Origin of the sequence: Acinetobacter calcoaceticus (assembly GCF_051947995.1) — a bacterium.
Classification (GTDB): domain Bacteria; phylum Pseudomonadota; class Gammaproteobacteria; order Pseudomonadales; family Moraxellaceae; genus Acinetobacter.
The window spans coordinates 43,594-62,507 of record NZ_JBLVVH010000002.1 but is presented as its reverse complement, the minus strand read 5'-3'; the positions used below and the strand labels follow the sequence as shown (position 1 = coordinate 62,507).

Below are 18,914 nucleotides of genomic sequence, written 5' to 3'. Positions count from 1 at the left end.
GCCTCATGCAATTGATTGTTGAGATCATCATTTCATTCTTTGTGGTGTTTGGCGCATTCTTTATGCTGGTCGGTTCGATCGGCATGATCCGCCTGCCAGACTTGTTTATGCGTCTGCATGCACCGACCAAATCCAGTACTTTAGGGCTTGGTAGCTTCCTGATTGCGGCAATGATTTTCTGGGCAACACAAGGCCGTTTTGGTTTTGCCGAGCTTTTGATTACCCTGTTTGCCTTTATCACTGCGCCCGTATCAGCCAATTTGATGGCCCAGGCTGCGATTCACTTACGCTTGCGCTCAACCAGTGGTGATGTACCAGAAGCGTTAAATCGTCCACTTCCTTGGCAACGCTACCGTCGCCATCCATTGAAGAAAGATTAACGCTTTTATTCAACATATAAAAAAAGCCACCCGAAGGTGGCTTTTTTTATATCGATTTACTTTTGTTCATCTTGTTCTTGTTCAGGCAGATCTTTAACCGCTTCAGCAATCAGACCAAACATATAGTTACCATAGGCATTGGTCTTGTCGTAATGGAAACGCAATCTTGGCGTAATCCGTGTCTTAATACGGCGACTCAACTCATGACGCAGGAAACCAGATGCTTTATTCAAGACATCTAAGGTTTCTTTATTTGCAGCTTCACTTTGGTCATCGCCCAGTTCACGGCCCATTACAGTGACATATACTTCAGCATATCCCATATCTGCACTGACTTTCACGGCTGAGATGGTCACCAGACCACCCAGACGTGGATCTTTAAGCTCCTGACGGATCAGCTCGGACAACTCACGCTGTACCGAATCCGCCATGCGCTTTAAGCGTTGGCTACCCGCCATTAAAGACTCCGTTTAATCAATTGAACATCATACACTTCGATCTTGTCTTGTGCCTTGATGTCTTTATAGCCTTTGACTGCAAGACCACATTCCATACCGGCACGAACTTCTTCAACCACTTCTTTATAGCGACGAAGAGATTCAAGCTCACCTTGGAACACAACCACGTCATCACGTAATACGCGAATTGGCTTGTTACGGTGTAACACACCCTCAAGAACCATACAGCCTGCTGCTGCACCAAACTTGCTTGAGTGGAACACTTCGCGCACTTCAGCAACACCCAAGATTGTCTCACGGTGTTCAGGTGCAAGCTTACCGCTCATTGCAGCTTTCACATCATCAATCAATTGATAGATGATGCTGTAGTAACGAATATCGATACCATCTTGATCCGCTTTTTGACGTGCTGTATTGTCGGCACGTACGTTGAAGCCTAACAATACTGCTTCTGAAGATTCAGCCAAAGTAACGTCTGACTCGGTGATTGCACCGACACCAGAACCGATTACACGGACTTTAACTTCATCAGTTGCAAGTTCATCAAGTGCAACATGCAATGCTTCCAAAGTACCGCGTACATCAGTTTTGAGTACCACGTTAACGGTTGGAACATCTTTCTTGCCCATTGACGCCATGATGTTTTCAAGACGCATCGAGCTTGCGCGCTCAAGACGTTTTTGACGTTCACGGTCTGCACGAGCATCAGCAACTTCACGTGCTTTCTTCTCGTCATTTACGACAAGAACTTCATCACCCGCCATTGGCGCTTCTGGTAAACCTAAGATTTCTACAGGAATTGATGGGCCTGCAGAAGTGATACGTTGACCATTTTCATCTGACATTGCACGTACACGACCATACGATGAACCTGCCAATACAAGGTCACCAATGTTCAATGTACCGTTTTGTACCAGAATCGACGTTACTGCACCACGGCCTTTATCAACACGTGCTTCAATTACAACACCTTGTGCCGCACCTTCAGCAGACGCTTTAAGCTCCATCAATTCAGATTGGATCAGGATCAGGTCAAGTAAACCATCGATACCTTCACCAGAATGTGCAGATACTTTCGCGATTGGAACATCACCGCCCCACTCTTCAGGTACGATACCTTTGGTGGTCAATTCGTTTAATACGCGATCTGGATCAGCTGATTCTTTATCCATTTTGTTGATTGCAACAATGATTGGCGTACCAGCAGCACGCGCATGGTCAATTGCTTCAGCTGTTTGTGGCATGACACCATCATCAGCAGCAACAACAAGGACCACGATATCAGTTGCTTTCGCACCACGTGCACGCATAGACGTAAACGCTGCGTGTCCCGGTGTATCTAAGAAAGTAATAATGCCTTTCTCAGTTTCAACATGGTAAGCACCAATGTGCTGAGTAATACCACCCGCTTCGCCCGCTGCCACTTTAGAGCGACGGATACGATCCAGTAATGACGTTTTACCATGGTCAACGTGACCCATGATTGTAACCACTGGTGGACGAGTTGTTTGCTCACCACGTGCTTCTTCAGCTGCAACCAATAAGTTATCTTCTGCTTGTGTATCAGAAACCAATACTGGGTTGTGACCCAATTCTTCAACCACAAGTACAGCGGTATCTTGATCAATCGCTTGGTTCTGAGTCACAAGCTCACCCATTTTCATGAGGGTCTTGATGACTTCACGAACTTTAACAGCCATTTTCTGTGCAAGATCGGCAACAATGATTTTCTCACCGATCTCTACATCATAAACCTGTTTCTTCACAGGCTTTTCAAAACCATGCTTGTTAGCTTGGCTGGTTTTCAAGCCGCGCTTGTGATGGCTCTTGCTAAAGCTTTGTTCAGACTGAGCATCGCCACCACGACCGCCTTTCTTACCACCACGTGGGTTTGCAGTCGCGCCACCGCGTTTGATTTCACGGTCTTCCTTATTGAAGGAATCTTCATAGGCCTGGCCAACAAGACCGGCAGCTAAAGGTGAATCATCAATCACACGAATGGTTGCAGTTGCATCATCATTTGAATATTTTGATGCCATCTGACGCATTTGCTCAAGCGTACGTTGCTGCGCTTCTTCAGCAGCTTTACGACGCACTGCTTCTTCAGTCGCTTTCAACTGAGCAGTTTGCTCTTCACGTGCTTTTTTCTGTTCTGGTGTTTCAGTCGGGCGAACCACAGGTGCTTTAATCACCTTGTCGCTGTTACGCTTTTTCACCACAACCGCTGCTTTCGCAGTGTTTTGACCTGAACTCTCAGAAGTATGCGCTGCACGCATTGCTTCTAATGTTGCATTGGCTTTTTGTTCAGCGCTATGACGAGCTTTTTGATCTGCTTCATCACGTACTTTTTGCTCAGCACGTACTTTCGCATCTGCTTCTACACGCGCTTTTGCTTCAGCTGCAAGTAACTCCGGATTTGGCTTAGCAAAAACCTGTTTTTTGCGAACTTCAACATTAATGCTTTTTGCCTTACCTGAAGTACTGGTAACTTTAGCAGTACTCGTTGTTTTACGTTTCAACGCAATCTTTCCTGTGTTACCACTTTCCTGACCATGTACTTTTTTCAAGTGATTGACCAAAGTATCTTGCTGTTCGGTGGTAATAATGTCATCTGCTTTACGCTGTGGTAAGCCTGCTTCGCGAACCTGTTCCAGGAGTTTCTCTACAGGACGTTCTACACTGAGTGCTAACTCTTGAATCGACTTGTCCGTCATCTATTATCTCCTAGTTAAACCATGATTCACGTGCTTTCATGATTAACTGACCCGCTTTGTCATGACCTAAACCTTCGATATCAGAAATATCGTCAGTTGCCTGGTCTGCCAAATCATCAACAGTAACCACACCACGCGCCGCCAATGCATATGCAATCTCGGTTGTCATACCTTCCATACCGAGAAGTTCTGCACTTGGCTCTTGAATATTTTCTTGCTGTTTCAATGCATCCGTCAAAGCAGCTTCTTTCGCACGACTCTGTAGCAATTCAACCAAATCAGCTTCAAGCTCGATTTCGTCAAATGTTTCAGCCGGAACGTAAGCAATCTCTTCTAATGAAGTGAAGCCCATTTCAACCAATGCCATTGCCAGGTCTTCTTCAATATCAAGACGTGTAATGAACATGTCTAAATATTGCTGTGCTTCATTTTGCTGACGAGCACGATACTCTTCTTCTAACATCATGTCGAGTTTATAACCCGTCAATTCCGATGCTAAACGAACATTTTGTCCTTGCGAACCAATGGCACGCGCTAACTGATCATTGGTCGCAAAGATGATATCCGCACTACGTGCATCTTCATCAAGAACAATACCTGATACATCAGCTGGCTCTAACGCACTGGCGATATATTGTGCCGGATCATCAGACCACACCACCACATCAATACGCTCACCGTTCAACTCTTGCTGCACTGCCTGGATACGTGTACCACGCATACCAATACATGCACCCACAGGGTCAATACGATGGTCATTGGTTTTCACTGCAATTTTAGCACGAACACCCGGTTGACGCGCTGCTGCTTTAATTTCGATGATTTCTTCAGAAATTTCTGGAATTTCTTTCTTCATCAATGCAATCAGCATTTCAGGACGTGCGCGAGACAATAATAATTGTGCGCCACGGCCTTCACGGTTGACATTGTACAAAATCGCATTGATACGCTGTTTAGGGCGTAAAATTTCTTTGTGAATGGTTTCTTCACGCGCCAAGTAAGCTTCAGCGTTGTCACCCAGATCAATGATAAAGCCATCTTTGGTTTGCTTTTTCACTTCACCGTAAATCAACTCACCGACTTTAGATTCATAGGCATCCGCAACCAATGCGCGCTCTGCTTCACGAATCTTCTGTACGATTACTTGCTTAGCGATTTGCGCAGCAATACGACCAAACTCGATTGATTCAACTTCAAGTTCACGCACATCGCCGATTGACCACTTCGCAGGGTCTACATCAGAAATTGCATCTTGGCATGCTGGCATTTCATGATCTTCATCCGCAACCACCGTCCATTGACGGAAGGTACGGTAATCACCAGTTTTACGATCGATCTCAACACGGAGTTGAGCTTCTTCAGAATGTGTGCCTTCGTAAAACTTTTTCTTCGTTGCCGCAACAAGTGCTTGCTCTAACGCTTGGAAGATCGCTTCACGACTAACACCTTTTTCATTACTAACCGTTTCTGCAACGGTAAGAATTTCGCGGCCCATAAGTCACCTACCGATTTCTTATAAAATTAAGTTAATATTAGTCTTGATAGATTAAATTTGCTTTATCAATATTATTACTATCAATTTCAAGCACATGATTACCTTCAACTTCGACCTGAATCATTTCATTTTCCAAGTCTACAGCAAGTAATTTTGCCTGAAATTTGCGACGGTTCTCGACAGCAGCAATTAATCGTAAAGCCACTTGTTGCCCGATATAGGCAGGTAATTGATTAAGTTGGAAAAATGGACGATCCCAACCTGGTGATGACACTTCTAAAGCATACTCACCGGAAATTGGATCATGGACATCAAGCATTGCACCCACTTGTTGTGTTACCAGAACACAATCCTGAACGCCAATACCACGCCCGAGTTCAACTTCACCATCTTCATTGAGGACAGGTTCAGCATTCTCATCTACCGCTTTATCGATATAAATACGTAGTAAAGAACGCTTACCTTGTGGCAGGAACTCAATCCCCCACAGATCTACACCACACGCAGCTACAGCTGGCGCAATAAGATCATGCAATGCTTGTGATTTATTTGATAATTTCATGTACTCTCGTCGCTCTTATACGAGCCAATCAATCTTAACCGTATAGTGAAGCACGACTATTTGACCAATTGATGTCGAACAACTACACGATAGCTAAACAACCAATAAAAAAGGGCGTAAATCGCCCCTATGTTACACAGAAAAGCTTAGCCCACTGTGCAAAAAGGCCCACCTTATTGTGAGCCTCTTTTTAGAAACTTGGTAGCGGGAGCTGGATTTGAACCAACGACCTTCGGGTTATGAGCCCGACGAGCTACCAGACTGCTCCATCCCGCATCAACGTGCAAAAATTATATACAAATATGAAAAAAAGTCAATTTAAGTTTTCTTCATATCCGTCTGATTAAGTTGCACCTTAATCAAATGGTAGCGGGAGCTGGATTTGAACCAACGACCTTCGGGTTATGAGCCCGACGAGCTACCAGACTGCTCCATCCCGCAACAACACAAACACTGCATACACCGAACTTAACTGGTTATTAAGTTTGGTGCGGAAGGGGGGACTTGAACCCCCACGCCCGAAAGCACTACCACCTCAAGGTAGCGTGTCTACCAATTCCACCACCACCGCAGTTTGTGGGACGCATTCTATTCCTTTCAATACGAAAAGGAAAGTCCTAAATCGACTTATTCAGCCGTTTTAGGTGCATTTGATGAAGTTTCAGGCGATGTTGCCGGCGCAGATGTCGTCGTTTGAACAGATTTCAAACTATAGGCATCTGTAGTCTGTTTCTTGGCAAATACGGCGAGCGTCAAACTGGTGACAAAAAACAGTGCAGTAAAAATCGCGGTCAGACGAGTTAAAAAGTTGCCTGCGCCTGAAGCACCAAATACGGTTGCAGCACCGCCACCACCAAATGATGCGCCTGCTTCTGCACCTTTACCTTGTTGTACCAGTACCAGAGCAATAATCAAAATTGCTAGAATGATGTGTACAACGAGTATAAAACTATACATCTCTATTCCTCGTTATTTGCTTTGCGCAAATGCTTTTGCGATTTGGTAAAACGATTGCGCATTTAAAGATGCACCGCCCACCAAAGCACCATTAATATCTGGACATGCCGCCAATTCAACCGCATTTTCAGCTTTCACACTACCACCATACAAGATCGCAGTCTGTGCGCCAAATGCAGTAATCTGCTTTAAGCCTTCACGAATTTTTGCATGCATCGCCTGAGCATCTGCAGGTGACGCGGTTTTACCCGTCCCGATAGCCCAAATCGGTTCATACGCTATCACAATATTTTGCCATTGTTCAGCTTTTACCACCGCTGCAATATCACAAATTTGTTGTAATACCACTTGCTCGGCTGCCCCTTGCTCACGTTGCTCTAGACTTTCACCGACACAATAAATCACGGTTAAACCAGCACTTAAGGCATTTTGCAGCTTGGCTTTTAATATTTCGACATTGTCACCGAATAATTCACGGCGCTCAGAATGTCCAATCAATACATATTCAATCTGACTATCTTTTAACAGTTCCGCACTCACTTCGCCTGTGTAAGCACCCGTGCCTGCCACACGCGAAAGATCCTGAGCCACGGTGTACACGGCTCTGGCTGCATCTTTTAACTGGGCATGAACGCCAGTCAGGGCAATGCTCGTTGGGGCTACACCAATATGGCATTGCTCAGCAGAAATATTGTCCTGCTCTAATAACTGCTTAAATTCTTCTATTAGTTGGAAAGCATTCGCATGCATTGGATTCATTTTCCAATTGCCAACAACCCAAGGGGTAATGGTCGAATTCGACATCCTTCGCCCGCCTACTGTTAATTTTCAAAAATGCTGCATATTTTACACGGATTTTTATAAAATTCAGTTTTTTTCTATTGTTTAGATCTAAATCAATTTAAAATTTAAGCTCGGCTAAAATAGGCGGTCCACTGCGACGCACAGGCTTAGTGTATTTAATTGAAAACAGTAAGCTTCTAGCTACGGAAAAGCGTATAAGCAATTTAGAAATTAACGTATTACATAAAATTAATTTGTAAAAAAACTCGATCAGTTCAAAGTTTAATGATGAACCAAGCCAAAAACGACACTTTCTCTAGTGGCATTTTTGCATAACAAAAGTATAATTTTTAGGATACATATTATAAACATTTATTGTCATAAGGCGGACAGATGTCAGGATTACATACGTCTCCAAAGTTTTCGGGGTTTATTCGACGGTTAGTTGAAGACAGTCATCTGTCTGCAGCAACCATGCAATCAGCGATTGATGCTGCTAAAAGAGCACAACAAGACATCGTCGCACACTTAATTGAACATCATCGTTTATCGCCACTGACCATTGCTGAAACCATTGCAGCCGAGTTTGGTGAGCCGCTGTTTGATCTGGCAGTCTATGATACTGCCTTGTTACCACGCGATCTGGCAGACAATAAACTGATCCAGAAACACCGAGTTGCTCCCCTGCTGCAACGAGGTCAGATCTTATACGTTGCCACCAGCAACCCCACCAACATTGAAGCACTGGATGCAATTCGCTTTAACACCAAGCTCAATATTGAACCGATCATTGTTGAACATATCAAACTTGAAAAATTGATTGAACAGCAATTTGGTGATTCGGGAAGTTTCGATTTTGGAGAGAGTGAAGATTTTGATTTAGATATCGATGTAAACCAGGATTCAAACCAAGAAGAAGAGGATGCACCGCAAGGCGACGAATCACCAATTGTTAAATATATCAATAAATTATTGATTGATGCGATTCGCATGGGTGCATCCGATTTACATTTTGAACCGTATGAAAAGATGTATCGGGTGCGTTATCGGGTCGATGGGGTACTGCGGCAAATTGCCAATCCACCCTTACAAATGGCAACGCGGTTAGCTTCTCGCTTGAAAGTCATGTCGCAAATGGACATTTCAGAAAAGCGGATGCCTCAAGATGGCCGTATTAAATTAAAACTCTCGAAAACCAAAGCGATTGACTTCCGTGTCAACTCACTGCCGACACTGTTTGGCGAGAAGCTGGTGCTGCGTATTCTTGATCCGTCCAGCGCCATGCTCGGCATTGAAGCGCTGGGTTACGAAGATGAGCAAAAAGCCTTATTTATGGAGGCACTGGATAAACCTCAAGGCATGCTGCTGATTACCGGTCCGACCGGTTCGGGTAAAACAGTTTCTTTATATACTGGCCTCAATATTCTAAATACTGAAGATACCAATATTTCCACTGCCGAAGATCCGGTCGAAATCAATCTGGAAGGGATCAATCAGGTCAACGTCAATCCCAAAACCGGCCTCACCTTCTCGGCTGCCTTAAAGGCATTCTTACGTCAAGATCCGGACATCATCATGGTCGGTGAGATCCGGGATCTGGAAACGGCAGAAATTGCCATTAAAGCGGCCCAGACAGGCCATATGGTCATGTCAACACTGCATACCAACAGTGCCCCTGAAACCTTGACCCGTTTGCGCAATATGGGCGTGCCGTCCTTCAACATTGCCACTTCGGTGAATCTGGTGATTGCACAACGCTTGGCACGTCGCTTATGCTCTCAGTGTAAGACACCGATTGATATTCCAAAACAAAGCCTTTTAGAGCTTGGCTTTACTGAACAGGATATGGCTGATCCTGATTTCAAAATTTTTCAACCTGTGGGTTGCGCTGAATGTCGTGAAGGTTATAAAGGCCGTGTCGGTGTTTATGAAGTGATGAAAGTCACACCAGAAATTTCCAGAATTATTATGGAAGACGGTAATGCTTTACAGATTGCAGCCGCATCAGAGCAAGCAGGCTTTAGTAATTTACGTCGTTCAGGTTTGAAAAAAGTGATGCAGGGAATTACCTCTTTGCAGGAAATTAACCGCGTGACAAGTGAATAAAATCAATAAAAAGGATTAATAATCATGGCAGCTAAAAAAGCGCAAATGATGCCAACTTTTGCTTATGAAGGGGTTGACCGGAAAGGGGCAAAAATTAAAGGGGAATTACCAGCACGTAATATGGCTTTGGCGAAAGTCACCTTACGTAAACAAGGCGTCACCATCAAGAACATTCGGGAAAAACGCAAGAATATTCTTGAAGGCCTGATGAAGAAAAAAGTGACCACGCTGGATATCACGATTTTTACCCGCCAATTGGCCACCATGATGAAAGCGGGTGTACCACTGGTACAGGGCTTTGAAATCGTTGCCGAAGGCTTGGAGAATCCCTCTATGCGTGAAGTGGTCTTGGGAATCAAGGGCGAAGTTGAAGGCGGTAATACGTTTGCGGGTGCCTTAAAAAAATATCCGCAGTATTTTGATAACCTGTTCTGCTCGCTGGTAGAGTCTGGTGAACAGTCGGGTGCGCTGGAAACCATGTTAGACCGCGTTGCGATCTATAAAGAGAAAAGCGAGCTCCTCAAGCAGAAAATTAAAAAGGCCATGAAATATCCTGCTACGGTGATTGTGGTGGCTGTAATTGTGACCATTATTTTGATGGTCAAAGTAGTGCCGGTATTCCAGGACCTGTTTAGCTCTTTTGGCGCAGATCTTCCAGCATTCACCAAAATGGTCGTGAACATGTCCAAATGGATGCAAGAGTACTGGTTTGTCCTGATTATTGTGATTGGTGCCATTATTGCTGCCTTTCTGGAAGCCAAAAAACGTAGTAAAAAGTTCCGCGATCTGCTCGATAAAATGGCATTGAAAGCCCCTATTTTTGGCGATCTGGTTTATAAAGCCATTATTGCGCGCTACAGCCGCACCTTGGCCACAACATTTGCCGCAGGTGTCCCACTGATTGATGCATTAGAATCAACTGCGGGAGCAACCAATAACGTGATTTATGAAGAAGCTGTCATGAAAATTCGCGAAGATGTTGCCACAGGCCAACAACTGCAGTTCGCCATGCGTGTTTCGAACCGCTTCCCTTCAATGGCCATTCAAATGGTTGCAATTGGGGAAGAATCAGGTGCTTTAGACAGCATGCTGGATAAGGTTGCCACCCATTATGAAAACGAAGTCGACAATGCAGTAGATGGTTTAACCTCTATGATGGAACCATTGATCATGGCTATACTGGGTATTTTAGTCGGTGGCCTGGTTGTTGCCATGTATCTACCAATCTTCCAAATGGGTTCTGTGGTTGGGTAATCTGGGGTTTAAATGGAATCTTTAATTTCTTATTTTATCGGAAACCCAACTGCACTGTATCTTGCGGTTGGGCTTTTTAGTTTATGTATTGGCAGCTTTTTAAATGTGGTCATCTTCCGTACACCCCAAATGATGGAACAGGAATGGCATCAGGAATGCCAAATGCTCCTGCATCCTGAACAGCCGATAATTGACCAAAGCAAACTGACACTGAGTCAACCCGCTTCGACTTGTCCCAAGTGTGCCGCTCCTATTCGCTGGTACCAGAATATCCCTGTTATTAGCTGGTTAGCGCTGCGGGGTAAATGTGGAAGCTGTCACAATCCAATCAGTATCCGTTATCCACTGATTGAACTATTGACCATGCTGTGCTCTCTGGTGGTCGTTGCAGTCTATGGCCCAACCCTGCAAATGCTCTTCGGTTTAGTACTGACCTGGGTCTTGATCACACTAACCTTTATTGATTTCGACACCCAACTGCTGCCAGATCGCTTTACCCTCCCCCTAGCCGCCTTAGGTTTAGGAATTAACAGTTATGCCATTTATACCTCGGCCAGTCTGGCGATCTGGGGCTATATCATTGGTTTTTTATGTCTCTGGATCGTGTATTACATTTTCAAATTAATCACGGGTAAAGAAGGCATGGGCTATGGTGACTTTAAACTGTTAGCCGCCTTAGGTGCATGGATGGGGCCAATGCTGCTGCCTTTAATTGTGCTACTCTCTTCAATGGTCGGTGCAATTATTGGTATTGTTTTGATGAAAATGCGTGGTGAAAATCAGCCATTTGCATTTGGTCCTTATATTGCAATTGCAGGCTGGATCGCCTTTTTATGGGGTGATCAAATCATGAAAGTTTATTTAGGGGGTTAATATGGGTTTTATCTTGGGGATTACAGGTGGCATTGGTAGTGGGAAATCGGCTGCAACCCAATGGTTTGAATCCCAAGGTATTACTGTAGTCGATGCGGATATCGTCGCAAGAGAAGTGGTTGAGCCAGGCCAGCCTGCATTGCAGGCAATACAGCAAGCCTTTGGCGACTGGGTCTTATTGGAAGACGGCAATTTAGATCGCAGAGCACTCCGTGAACATATTTTCCAGTTTCCGGAAGCCCGACAAACGCTGGAAAAAATCACCCACCCTGCCATTCGCCAGTCCATCATTCAACAATTACAACAGGCTGAAAGCCCTTATGTAATTTTGGTTTCACCCTTACTTTTTGAAACCAACCAGCATCAACTCACACACCATACTTTACTGGTAGATGCTGATGAACAAACCCAGTTACAACGGGCCAGTCAGCGTGATGGGCAAAGCGAAGAACAGATCCGTAAAATCATTGCAGCACAAATGCCCCGTGCGCAAAAACAACAGCTTGCCAATGATATTGTCATCAATGACGGTTTATTGGAGCATCTGCATCAGCAACTGAAACCATTGCATTTGAGTTATTTACAACGCGCAGAACACGCTTTCTAACCTTGTTTCTGCCGGGCCAACTGCGCAGCGAGACTATCTTTACGCAACCAGCGCCATGGCTGCAATGCACCGATTCCCATCCCGATCAGGCCACACACAATCGCAGCATTCAATGGCTCATTGAGTAAAGGCACGGCAATAAGCGCAGCAATGAAGGGGGCCAAGGTCACAATACTGCCTGTTTTAAATGCCCCTAGTCGCTCAATGGCCGCCACATAAGTCAGCGTTGCCACAATAACCACCAGTACCCCATGAAAAAGTCCCTGAATCAATAAATGTGCAGGCGTTGCTTCATGAAAATGCTTGGGAATAAATAGAAGATAAATAGGGAGATAGATAATTGCAGACCAGATCACCACACCTGCAGTTGCGTGCCAGGCTGAGAGCTTCCACTGTTTCAGCAGAACCGTGAAAATCCCCCACCAGATTGCACTGACAAATAGAAGTAGATCCCCGATGCCCAATCCCGAGGCTTGATCATGCAGCATCAAATAGCTCATGAGCAGCAATGCACTCATCATGATGATTAAGCTCACCCAGGTATGCTTATCAAAAGGTTGTCTAAACAAGACATAGGCAGCGACGGCGGTACACAGCGGAATACAGCCATTCAGGAAAATGGCTGCATGTGCGGCGGGTGCATGTAAAAAGGCACTATATACGGTAAGGCAATACACCAGTCCGCCAATCAGCGCCAAAATCACGGGTCGCGGATTCCATAAAAAAGCGAGATCTTTTTTATAAATCAAAACGGGTAATAAAATCAGGGAAGCAATGGCAAAACGCATGGCTACCAGATCCCAAACACTGACATGCCAATGTGCGTTGAGGCGGGAAAAAATCGTAAATCCGCCCCAAATACACATGGTAATCAGGACAAAGAAATAGCCTTGCGTACGAGCAGTCATTTGGGCTTACATGGAACAATATGAGCTTAAATTATACACCACGTTGACGGCAGGCTTCATACAATGCCATCCCTGTTGCCACGCTGACATTTAAACTTTGCAGGTCACCCGACATCGGAATATAAACAGTATGATCACATTGTGACTGGGTAATCGGTCTTAAACCGGTATCTTCAGCACCCATCACGATCACCACAGGACCTTTAAAATCACACTGATGAATCGGCAATGCTTTTTCATCCAGCATGGTCCCAATTACACGGGTATGCGTGCTGTCTTTCAGATGTGCCAAGGTTCTTGCCAGATTGGTCACTTGAATAAATTTAACTTTCTCGGCCCCACCTGCGGCAATCTTACGCGCTGTCGGCGTCAGGCTAGCTGAACGGTCACGCGGCACAATCACAGCCTGCACCCCCATCGCTGCCGCGGTACGGATACACGCGCCAAGATTGTGTGGGTCAGTCACCTGATCAAGCGCCAGTAACAACGCATCTGGTGACTGCTGCATGAGTTCATCCAGATCTTTTTCATTTAAGGTCGGATGTGGACGGACCGCGGCAACTACCCCTTGATGGAAGGGTAAACCTGCCAGTTTTTCCAGACTGTCACGACTGGCTTTCTGGATGCTGATCCCGAAAGGTTCGGCAAGTTGCAAGATCTTTTGCAAACGCTGGTCATCTCGACCTTTTAATGTGAATAAAGTCAAAACGCGTTCAGGCTCTAACTCCAACAATGACTCCACCGAATGAACGCCATAATAATATTCAGGTTTTGCCATGAACGACCTCGTTTAGCACTTCCTCTTTGTTAAGAAAGAGAATTAGGAATTTTGAAAAATAAAAATCCTGCAAAGTGACTTTACAGGTGAGGAGCGATTATAGCTCCGCAAGAGTACTTAATAAAAAAATCCTGCAAAATGACTTTACAGGATTTCTATTGACTCTAGTGTACTCGATTTAGAAAGGAATAGGTTAGCCTTCTAAATGACAAACATAATCGAGGACATCGTCTGCTTCAATCAGGAAGGTACTATTGCCAGGAACATAGAATGACTGACCTGCGCGGAATAATTCACTTTCTGTACTATCTGCGATTTTTACACGACATTCACCAGAAATAATTTCCATACGCTCTGGCACGTGTGTTTCAAAAGTTAAAGGCTGTTCAGTGGGTAAAATTACACCTAAAGTCTTTTTTGTACCATCTTCAAATTGTACTGTATGGCTGATACATGCCCCACCAAAATACACATTCGATTTCTTGATGACCGTTACATGATCAAACTGCACTGAACTCATGCGTACTCTCCAAATAATGCCGCATTTATATTAGGTTATGCTGGACGTAGTTTAATTGTGCCGTGACAACTAATCAATCCATTTTCTGGGCTAAACATAGCAATTTTCATACCTGAGCGAGGAAAAGCAAAGTGAAACTTTGCCCGAGCGCAAGACGAGTAGCTCTGCTACGAGTGACGAGGATTAACAAAGCAACGCTTTGTCTGGGCGCAAGTCGAGCAGCTAAGCTGCGAGTGGCGAGGAAGAGCAAACATTAATAATATTTACCTGAGCACAAGTCTTTAAACCATATATGGCTCATATGCTGTGAGTGAAGGGGAAATAAAGCAACGCTTTGTCCGAGCGCAAGACGAGTAGCTCTGCTACGAGTGGCTAGGATTAACAAAGTGAAACTTTGCCCGAGCGCAAGACCTTGCGCCATCTATGCCTGATATACAGTGCCTAGCGTAGAACAAACCAAATGGATCTGCTCAACGCAAAACCTGAACTCTCCCGCTATAAATGTTGAAGAAAAAGCCAAGAAGTCAAACACATCATAAAATAATCCTGTATACGCCCAGTAAATCAGGAAAATCCACGATTCAACTCTTGTAGCAACTTTAAAACTTCTCTATCTTTAAGCAAAAGATTCTGTGCATTGGATGCGTTTATGCTCACCCATTTAACTTTAATTAATTTTGCACTCGCCGACCACTTGGCTTTAGATATTGAACAAGGCTTCAATGTGTTGACTGGTGAAACTGGCGCGGGCAAATCATTATTGTTAGATGCGCTCTCTGCATGTCTGGGTGAACGTACCGATACCAACTATGTCCGTTATGGCGCGGATAAAGCCGATGTGACTGCCGTATTTAGCTATCAAGCTGGCAGTGCCGAAGCCCAATGGCTCGCCGAACATGAACTGGATGATGACTCAGGTGAAATCCATTTAAGACGTGTGATTTTTGCCACAGGTCGTAGCAAGGCCTGGATCAATGGTCGTCCCAGCAGTTTGGCCGAACTCAAGGAAATCGGGCGTTTACTGGTGCAACTTTATAGTCAGCACAGTCAGCAACAGTTATTAGAGCCGCCTTATCCAAAACGCTGGCTGGATCGTTATCACAATTTTGCTGAACCCTCGAATGCCGTTCGTGAAGCCTATAGTACCTGGCAAAAGAATATTCGCCAGCATCAAGCGGCGTTGGATGCACAGGCAACACGCATTCAGAAAATACAGAACCTCGAGTCCCAGATTGAAGAACTCGAAGACGTCGTTCAAACCGATTATCGGGACATTGAACAGGAGTTTGATCGACTCAGCCATCATGAACATATCATGCAGGACTGTAGCTATAGCCTGAATGTCTTAGACGAAGCTGAACAGAATATCACCCAGGAAGTCGCGTCGATCATTCGTCGCCTGGAGTCTCATGCAGGCCGTAGTGAGCAGCTCGCCAATATCTATAACGCTTTGTTAAATGCCCAAAGTGAAATCGATGATGCTACGGCGAGCCTACGTCAATTTATTGACCGTCAAAGCTTTGATCCGGAGCGGATGGAACAACTGAATGCGACGTTGGAGGTATTCCATCGTTTGGCTCGCAAGCATCGCACCCAACCCGAATTACTCAAGCAGGAATATGAAAGCTGGCAGCACGAATTAGAACAGCTACATCAGTTGGAAGATCCAGAAACGCTGGCAGAGCAGGTTGAAGTCTCCTATCAGGACTTTATGCAAAAAGCACAGCATTTAGATGACATTCGTCGTGCAGCAGCGATTCCATTAGCGAAACAGCTCACTGAACAAGTCAAACCATTGGCACTGCCTGAAGCGCATTTTGAATTTAAGTTTGAACCCTTAGAGCCTGCCAATGCAGAAGGACTCAGCTTTATCCAGCTGCTATTTACGGCCAATAAAGGCATTCCACCTCAACCGCTGGCACGCGTAGCTTCCGGGGGCGAGTTGTCACGTATTGCCCTGGTCATGCAAGTCATGAATGCGGAAAAGACAGATGCTGAAGTATTGGTATTTGACGAAATTGATGTCGGGATCAGTGGCGGGACGGCTGAAGTGGTGGGTCGCTTACTGGCAGATCTCGCCCAGCATGTCCAATTATTATGTATCACCCATCAGGCTCAGGTTGCAGCACAGTCTGACCAACATCTGCTGGTGAAGAAACAACAAACGGATCCGGCCAGCAGTACCATTATCGAACTGGGTGAAGAGCAACGTATTTTAGAGCTGGCGCGCATGTCGGGCGGCGTTGAAATTAGTGAGACCACTTTGCAACATGCCAGACAGTTACGACAGCTAAAATTTCAGTCTGTCTGAGCAAAGCTACAAAATATGAGAAAATAATTGGCGAAATCCGATTAACTCTTGTATGTTGATAAAAAGAACCTATATACACAGATCAACATCATACATTGAGGGAGAACCGCCTAGGTGACGAAACAATATCTAACTCACCGTTGTCTCATCGCTCCACCCGACATGGCCGATGACTTCTTTGCCAATACAGTCATCTATGTGGCTCGCCATGACGAAGATGGTGCTCAAGGCATTATCATCAATCGCCCATCTGAATTACAGATCAAAGAATTACTCAATGATTTAGAAATTGATGCCGATAACGTGCATCCGCATGCGGTATTGCAGGGTGGTCCATTACGTCCGGAAGCAGGTTTTGTGTTACATACCGGTCAACCGACATGGCACTCCTCTATTGCGGTGGGCGAAAACGTCTGCATCACCACCAGTAAGGATATTCTGGACGCGATCGCGCATAATGAAGGGGTGGGTCGCTATCAAATCGCCTTGGGTTATGCCAGCTGGAGCAAAAACCAGCTGGAAGAAGAAATTACCCGCGGTGACTGGCTGATCTGTGAGTCGGATATGGATCTGATTTTCAATCTGCCTTATGGTGACCGTTGGGATGCGGCATACAAAAAAATTGGCGTAGATCGCACCTGGTTTGCATCCGAGATTGGTCATGCCTGATATGCAAACAGCTCAATCGATTATGGCCTTTGATTTTGGTACGCAGAAAATGGGGATGGCGATTGGACAATCCACGATTGAAAGTAGCAATCCCCTGCCTTTATTTGCCATGAAAGATGGTATTCCAGACTGGGATAAACTGTTAAAAATCGTCAAGGAATGGCAACCGACCTTATTTTTGGTGGGCTTACCGCTGAATATGGATGACTCTGAATCTGAACTGTCGGCACGTGCACGGAAATTCGCCCGTCGTTTACGTCATCAAACCAATATCCAAACCTGGATGGTAGATGAACGTCTGACCACGCGTGAAGCCAGAGAAGAACTCGAATCTTATCAGAGCAAAGGTCAGGCCAAGCGTTTATCTGCAGATAGCTTTGCCGCTGCATTATTAATTCAAAGCTGGTATCGCGATCCTGCCGGGATTACCCCTTAGCGAAAACCATCATTTTTACCATTGAGCGGCGTTCCATGCCGCTTTTTGTTGTCTCATTCTTGAATGAATTAGACCACTTGGGAACCGCATGGATTATTTTTCAATAATTCTCACGGTCGCGGTACGCCCAGATACAAAGGCCAAGGGATTATGCGGTTGCTCATCCAGTACAATTTTTACGGGTACACGCTGCGCCAGACGTACCCAGCTAAAGGTTGGATTCACATTCGCCAATAAATTTGAACTGCCAGAACGCTCACGGTCTTCAATCCCTGAAGCGATCCCCTGCACATGACCACGAATCTGTTGACGATCACCCATCAGCTGTACCGTTGCAGCATCACCGACATGAATACGGTTGAGTTTGGTTTCTTCAAAATAACCGACCACATAAAGTTGCTGACGGTCTAACAATGCCGCCACGGCTTGCCCAACCTTGACATAGTTACCGACACGTAAGTCAAAGTTCGATAAGGTTCCATCCGCAGGTGCAACCACTTCAGAACGATGCAAATTCAACTGGGCCAAATGCAGCGTACTATTGGCCACCTCAATCAAGGCCTGTTGTTGCTGGATCGCAGCATTGGCCTGTTCGATATTGGCAGTCAGTTGCTCTTTCTCTGCAATCGCTTGATCACGTGTCGCAAAGACTTGATCCTGTTCTTGCTTGGAAATGGCACCATCCATCAAGCTGGCATAACGCGCGGCATTTTTCTCCGCCAGTTTCATATTGGCTTCAGTTTTGACCAGACTGGCTTTGGCTCCTGCCAGATTGGCATGTGCCTGTGCCAAACCAGCTCTGGCTTTGGCTAAATCCGATTTGGCCTGTTCCACATCCAGCGCCTGACGTGCTACATCGATTTTAAACAGCACCTGCCCCTTTTTCACCGTCTGGTTGTCCTGTACCAGCACTTCGGTAACCAGCCCATTGACATCGGAGGCTACCTGAATCACATCGCCACGAATACGGCCATCCCGTGTCCACGGGGCAGCATTGTAGTAATTCCATAAATGCACCACCGTATACACTGCGATCAGAACCGCCACAAGTAATACAATTGGACGTATGACTTTTCTCACATCAAATGCATTCATGTTCGTTA

18 protein-coding genes and 3 tRNA genes are annotated in these 18,914 nt (G+C 45.3%); 8 read left to right on the top strand and 13 right to left on the bottom strand.

Going from position 1 to position 18,914, the window contains the following annotated elements; all coding sequences use genetic code 11:
- The first annotated feature begins 5 nt into the window (after positions 1-5).
- A complete protein-coding gene (locus tag ACNQO6_RS03415) occupies positions 6-380 on the top strand; it encodes a Na+/H+ antiporter subunit G (protein WP_343578486.1) in 375 nt (124 codons plus the stop codon).
- A gap of 56 nt (positions 381-436) precedes the next feature.
- Here the strand turns inward: ACNQO6_RS03415 and ACNQO6_RS03410 are convergent, their stop codons facing one another.
- The 9 genes from ACNQO6_RS03410 to tpiA all read right to left on the bottom strand — a co-directional run bounded on the left by ACNQO6_RS03410 (position 437) and on the right by tpiA (position 7,370).
- Positions 437-838: a ribosome-binding factor A gene (locus ACNQO6_RS03410; protein ID WP_004774100.1), complete on the bottom strand. Its 402-nt coding sequence runs from the start codon at positions 836-838 to the stop codon at positions 437-439.
- The gene (gene infB / locus ACNQO6_RS03405) at positions 838-3,552 is read right to left on the bottom strand and encodes a translation initiation factor IF-2 (RefSeq protein WP_343578487.1); all 2,715 of its coding nucleotides are present in this window, start codon (positions 3,550-3,552) and stop codon (positions 838-840) included. Before infB ends, ACNQO6_RS03410 begins: the two co-directional genes overlap by 1 nt.
- 10 nt (positions 3,553-3,562) lie before the next feature.
- Positions 3,563-5,047, bottom strand: a complete 1,485-nt coding sequence (nusA, locus tag ACNQO6_RS03400) for a transcription termination factor NusA (protein WP_004774096.1) — start codon at positions 5,045-5,047, stop codon at positions 3,563-3,565.
- A gap of 37 nt (positions 5,048-5,084) precedes the next feature.
- Positions 5,085-5,609 carry a ribosome maturation factor RimP gene (gene rimP / locus ACNQO6_RS03395; RefSeq protein WP_440208098.1) on the bottom strand — a complete coding sequence of 175 codons (525 nt, stop codon included), beginning with the start codon at positions 5,607-5,609 and terminating at the stop codon, positions 5,085-5,087.
- Positions 5,610-5,808: 199 nt separating this feature from the next.
- Positions 5,809-5,885 (bottom strand) — tRNA-Met (locus ACNQO6_RS03390).
- Positions 5,886-5,973: 88 nt separating this feature from the next.
- Positions 5,974-6,050: transfer RNA gene (locus ACNQO6_RS03385), tRNA-Met, on the bottom strand.
- 45 nt (positions 6,051-6,095) lie between these two features.
- Positions 6,096-6,180 (bottom strand) — tRNA-Leu (locus ACNQO6_RS03380).
- A gap of 56 nt (positions 6,181-6,236) precedes the next feature.
- A complete protein-coding gene (secG, locus tag ACNQO6_RS03375) occupies positions 6,237-6,566 on the bottom strand; it encodes a preprotein translocase subunit SecG (protein WP_005226447.1) in 330 nt (109 codons plus the stop codon).
- A 12-nt stretch (positions 6,567-6,578) separates the two neighbouring features.
- Entirely contained in the window at positions 6,579-7,370 is a 792-nt protein-coding gene (tpiA, locus tag ACNQO6_RS03370; protein WP_440208097.1) for a triose-phosphate isomerase, read from the bottom strand.
- A gap of 372 nt (positions 7,371-7,742) precedes the next feature.
- Here tpiA and pilB point away from each other — a divergent pair, with 372 nt between their 5' ends.
- From pilB to coaE, 4 genes are read left to right on the top strand one after another with little or no spacing between them, the layout of a single operon-like run.
- Positions 7,743-9,455, top strand: coding sequence for a type IV-A pilus assembly ATPase PilB (gene pilB, locus ACNQO6_RS03365; RefSeq protein WP_440208096.1), 1,713 nt, complete (start codon positions 7,743-7,745; stop codon positions 9,453-9,455).
- Between the two features lie 24 nt (positions 9,456-9,479).
- Positions 9,480-10,709, top strand: a complete 1,230-nt coding sequence (locus ACNQO6_RS03360; RefSeq protein ID WP_440208095.1) for a type II secretion system F family protein — start codon at positions 9,480-9,482, stop codon at positions 10,707-10,709.
- Between the two features lie 12 nt (positions 10,710-10,721).
- Positions 10,722-11,582 (top strand): prepilin peptidase, encoded by an 861-nt coding sequence (locus tag ACNQO6_RS03355; RefSeq protein ID WP_440208094.1) that lies wholly within the window; start codon positions 10,722-10,724, stop codon positions 11,580-11,582.
- A 1-nt stretch (position 11,583) separates the two neighbouring features.
- A complete protein-coding gene (coaE, locus tag ACNQO6_RS03350; RefSeq protein WP_440208093.1) occupies positions 11,584-12,189 on the top strand; it encodes a dephospho-CoA kinase in 606 nt (201 codons plus the stop codon).
- Here the strand turns inward: coaE and ACNQO6_RS03345 are convergent.
- The 3 genes from ACNQO6_RS03345 to ACNQO6_RS03335 form a co-directional block, all read right to left on the bottom strand.
- Complete coding sequence (locus tag ACNQO6_RS03345; RefSeq protein ID WP_440208092.1) at positions 12,186-13,097, bottom strand: DMT family transporter; 912 nt, start codon at positions 13,095-13,097, stop codon at positions 12,186-12,188. The two genes, coaE and ACNQO6_RS03345, sit on opposite strands and share 4 nt — an antisense overlap.
- A 31-nt stretch (positions 13,098-13,128) precedes the next feature.
- Positions 13,129-13,875: a 23S rRNA (guanosine(2251)-2'-O)-methyltransferase RlmB gene (gene rlmB / locus ACNQO6_RS03340; RefSeq protein ID WP_440208091.1), complete on the bottom strand. Its 747-nt coding sequence runs from the start codon at positions 13,873-13,875 to the stop codon at positions 13,129-13,131.
- Between the two features lie 193 nt (positions 13,876-14,068).
- Positions 14,069-14,395, bottom strand: a complete 327-nt coding sequence (locus ACNQO6_RS03335; protein ID WP_004774082.1) for a pyrimidine/purine nucleoside phosphorylase — start codon at positions 14,393-14,395, stop codon at positions 14,069-14,071.
- Between the two features lie 649 nt (positions 14,396-15,044).
- Here ACNQO6_RS03335 and recN point away from each other — a divergent pair.
- The 3 genes from recN (at position 15,045) to ruvX (ending at position 17,811) form a co-directional block, all read left to right on the top strand.
- Complete coding sequence (gene recN, locus ACNQO6_RS03330; protein ID WP_440208090.1) at positions 15,045-16,706, top strand: DNA repair protein RecN; 1,662 nt, start codon at positions 15,045-15,047, stop codon at positions 16,704-16,706.
- A gap of 114 nt (positions 16,707-16,820) precedes the next feature.
- On the top strand, positions 16,821-17,375 hold the full coding sequence (locus tag ACNQO6_RS03325; protein ID WP_004774079.1) for a YqgE/AlgH family protein: 555 nt from the start codon (positions 16,821-16,823) through the stop codon (positions 17,373-17,375).
- Positions 17,368-17,811: a Holliday junction resolvase RuvX gene (gene ruvX, locus ACNQO6_RS03320; protein ID WP_005226437.1), complete on the top strand. Its 444-nt coding sequence runs from the start codon at positions 17,368-17,370 to the stop codon at positions 17,809-17,811. Before ACNQO6_RS03325 ends, ruvX begins: the two co-directional genes overlap by 8 nt.
- 93 nt (positions 17,812-17,904) lie before the next feature.
- Here ruvX and ACNQO6_RS03315 read toward each other — a convergent pair whose 3' ends face one another.
- Positions 17,905-18,906: an HlyD family secretion protein gene (locus ACNQO6_RS03315; RefSeq protein ID WP_440208089.1), complete on the bottom strand. Its 1,002-nt coding sequence runs from the start codon at positions 18,904-18,906 to the stop codon at positions 17,905-17,907.
- Positions 18,907-18,914: the final 8 nt, after the last annotated feature.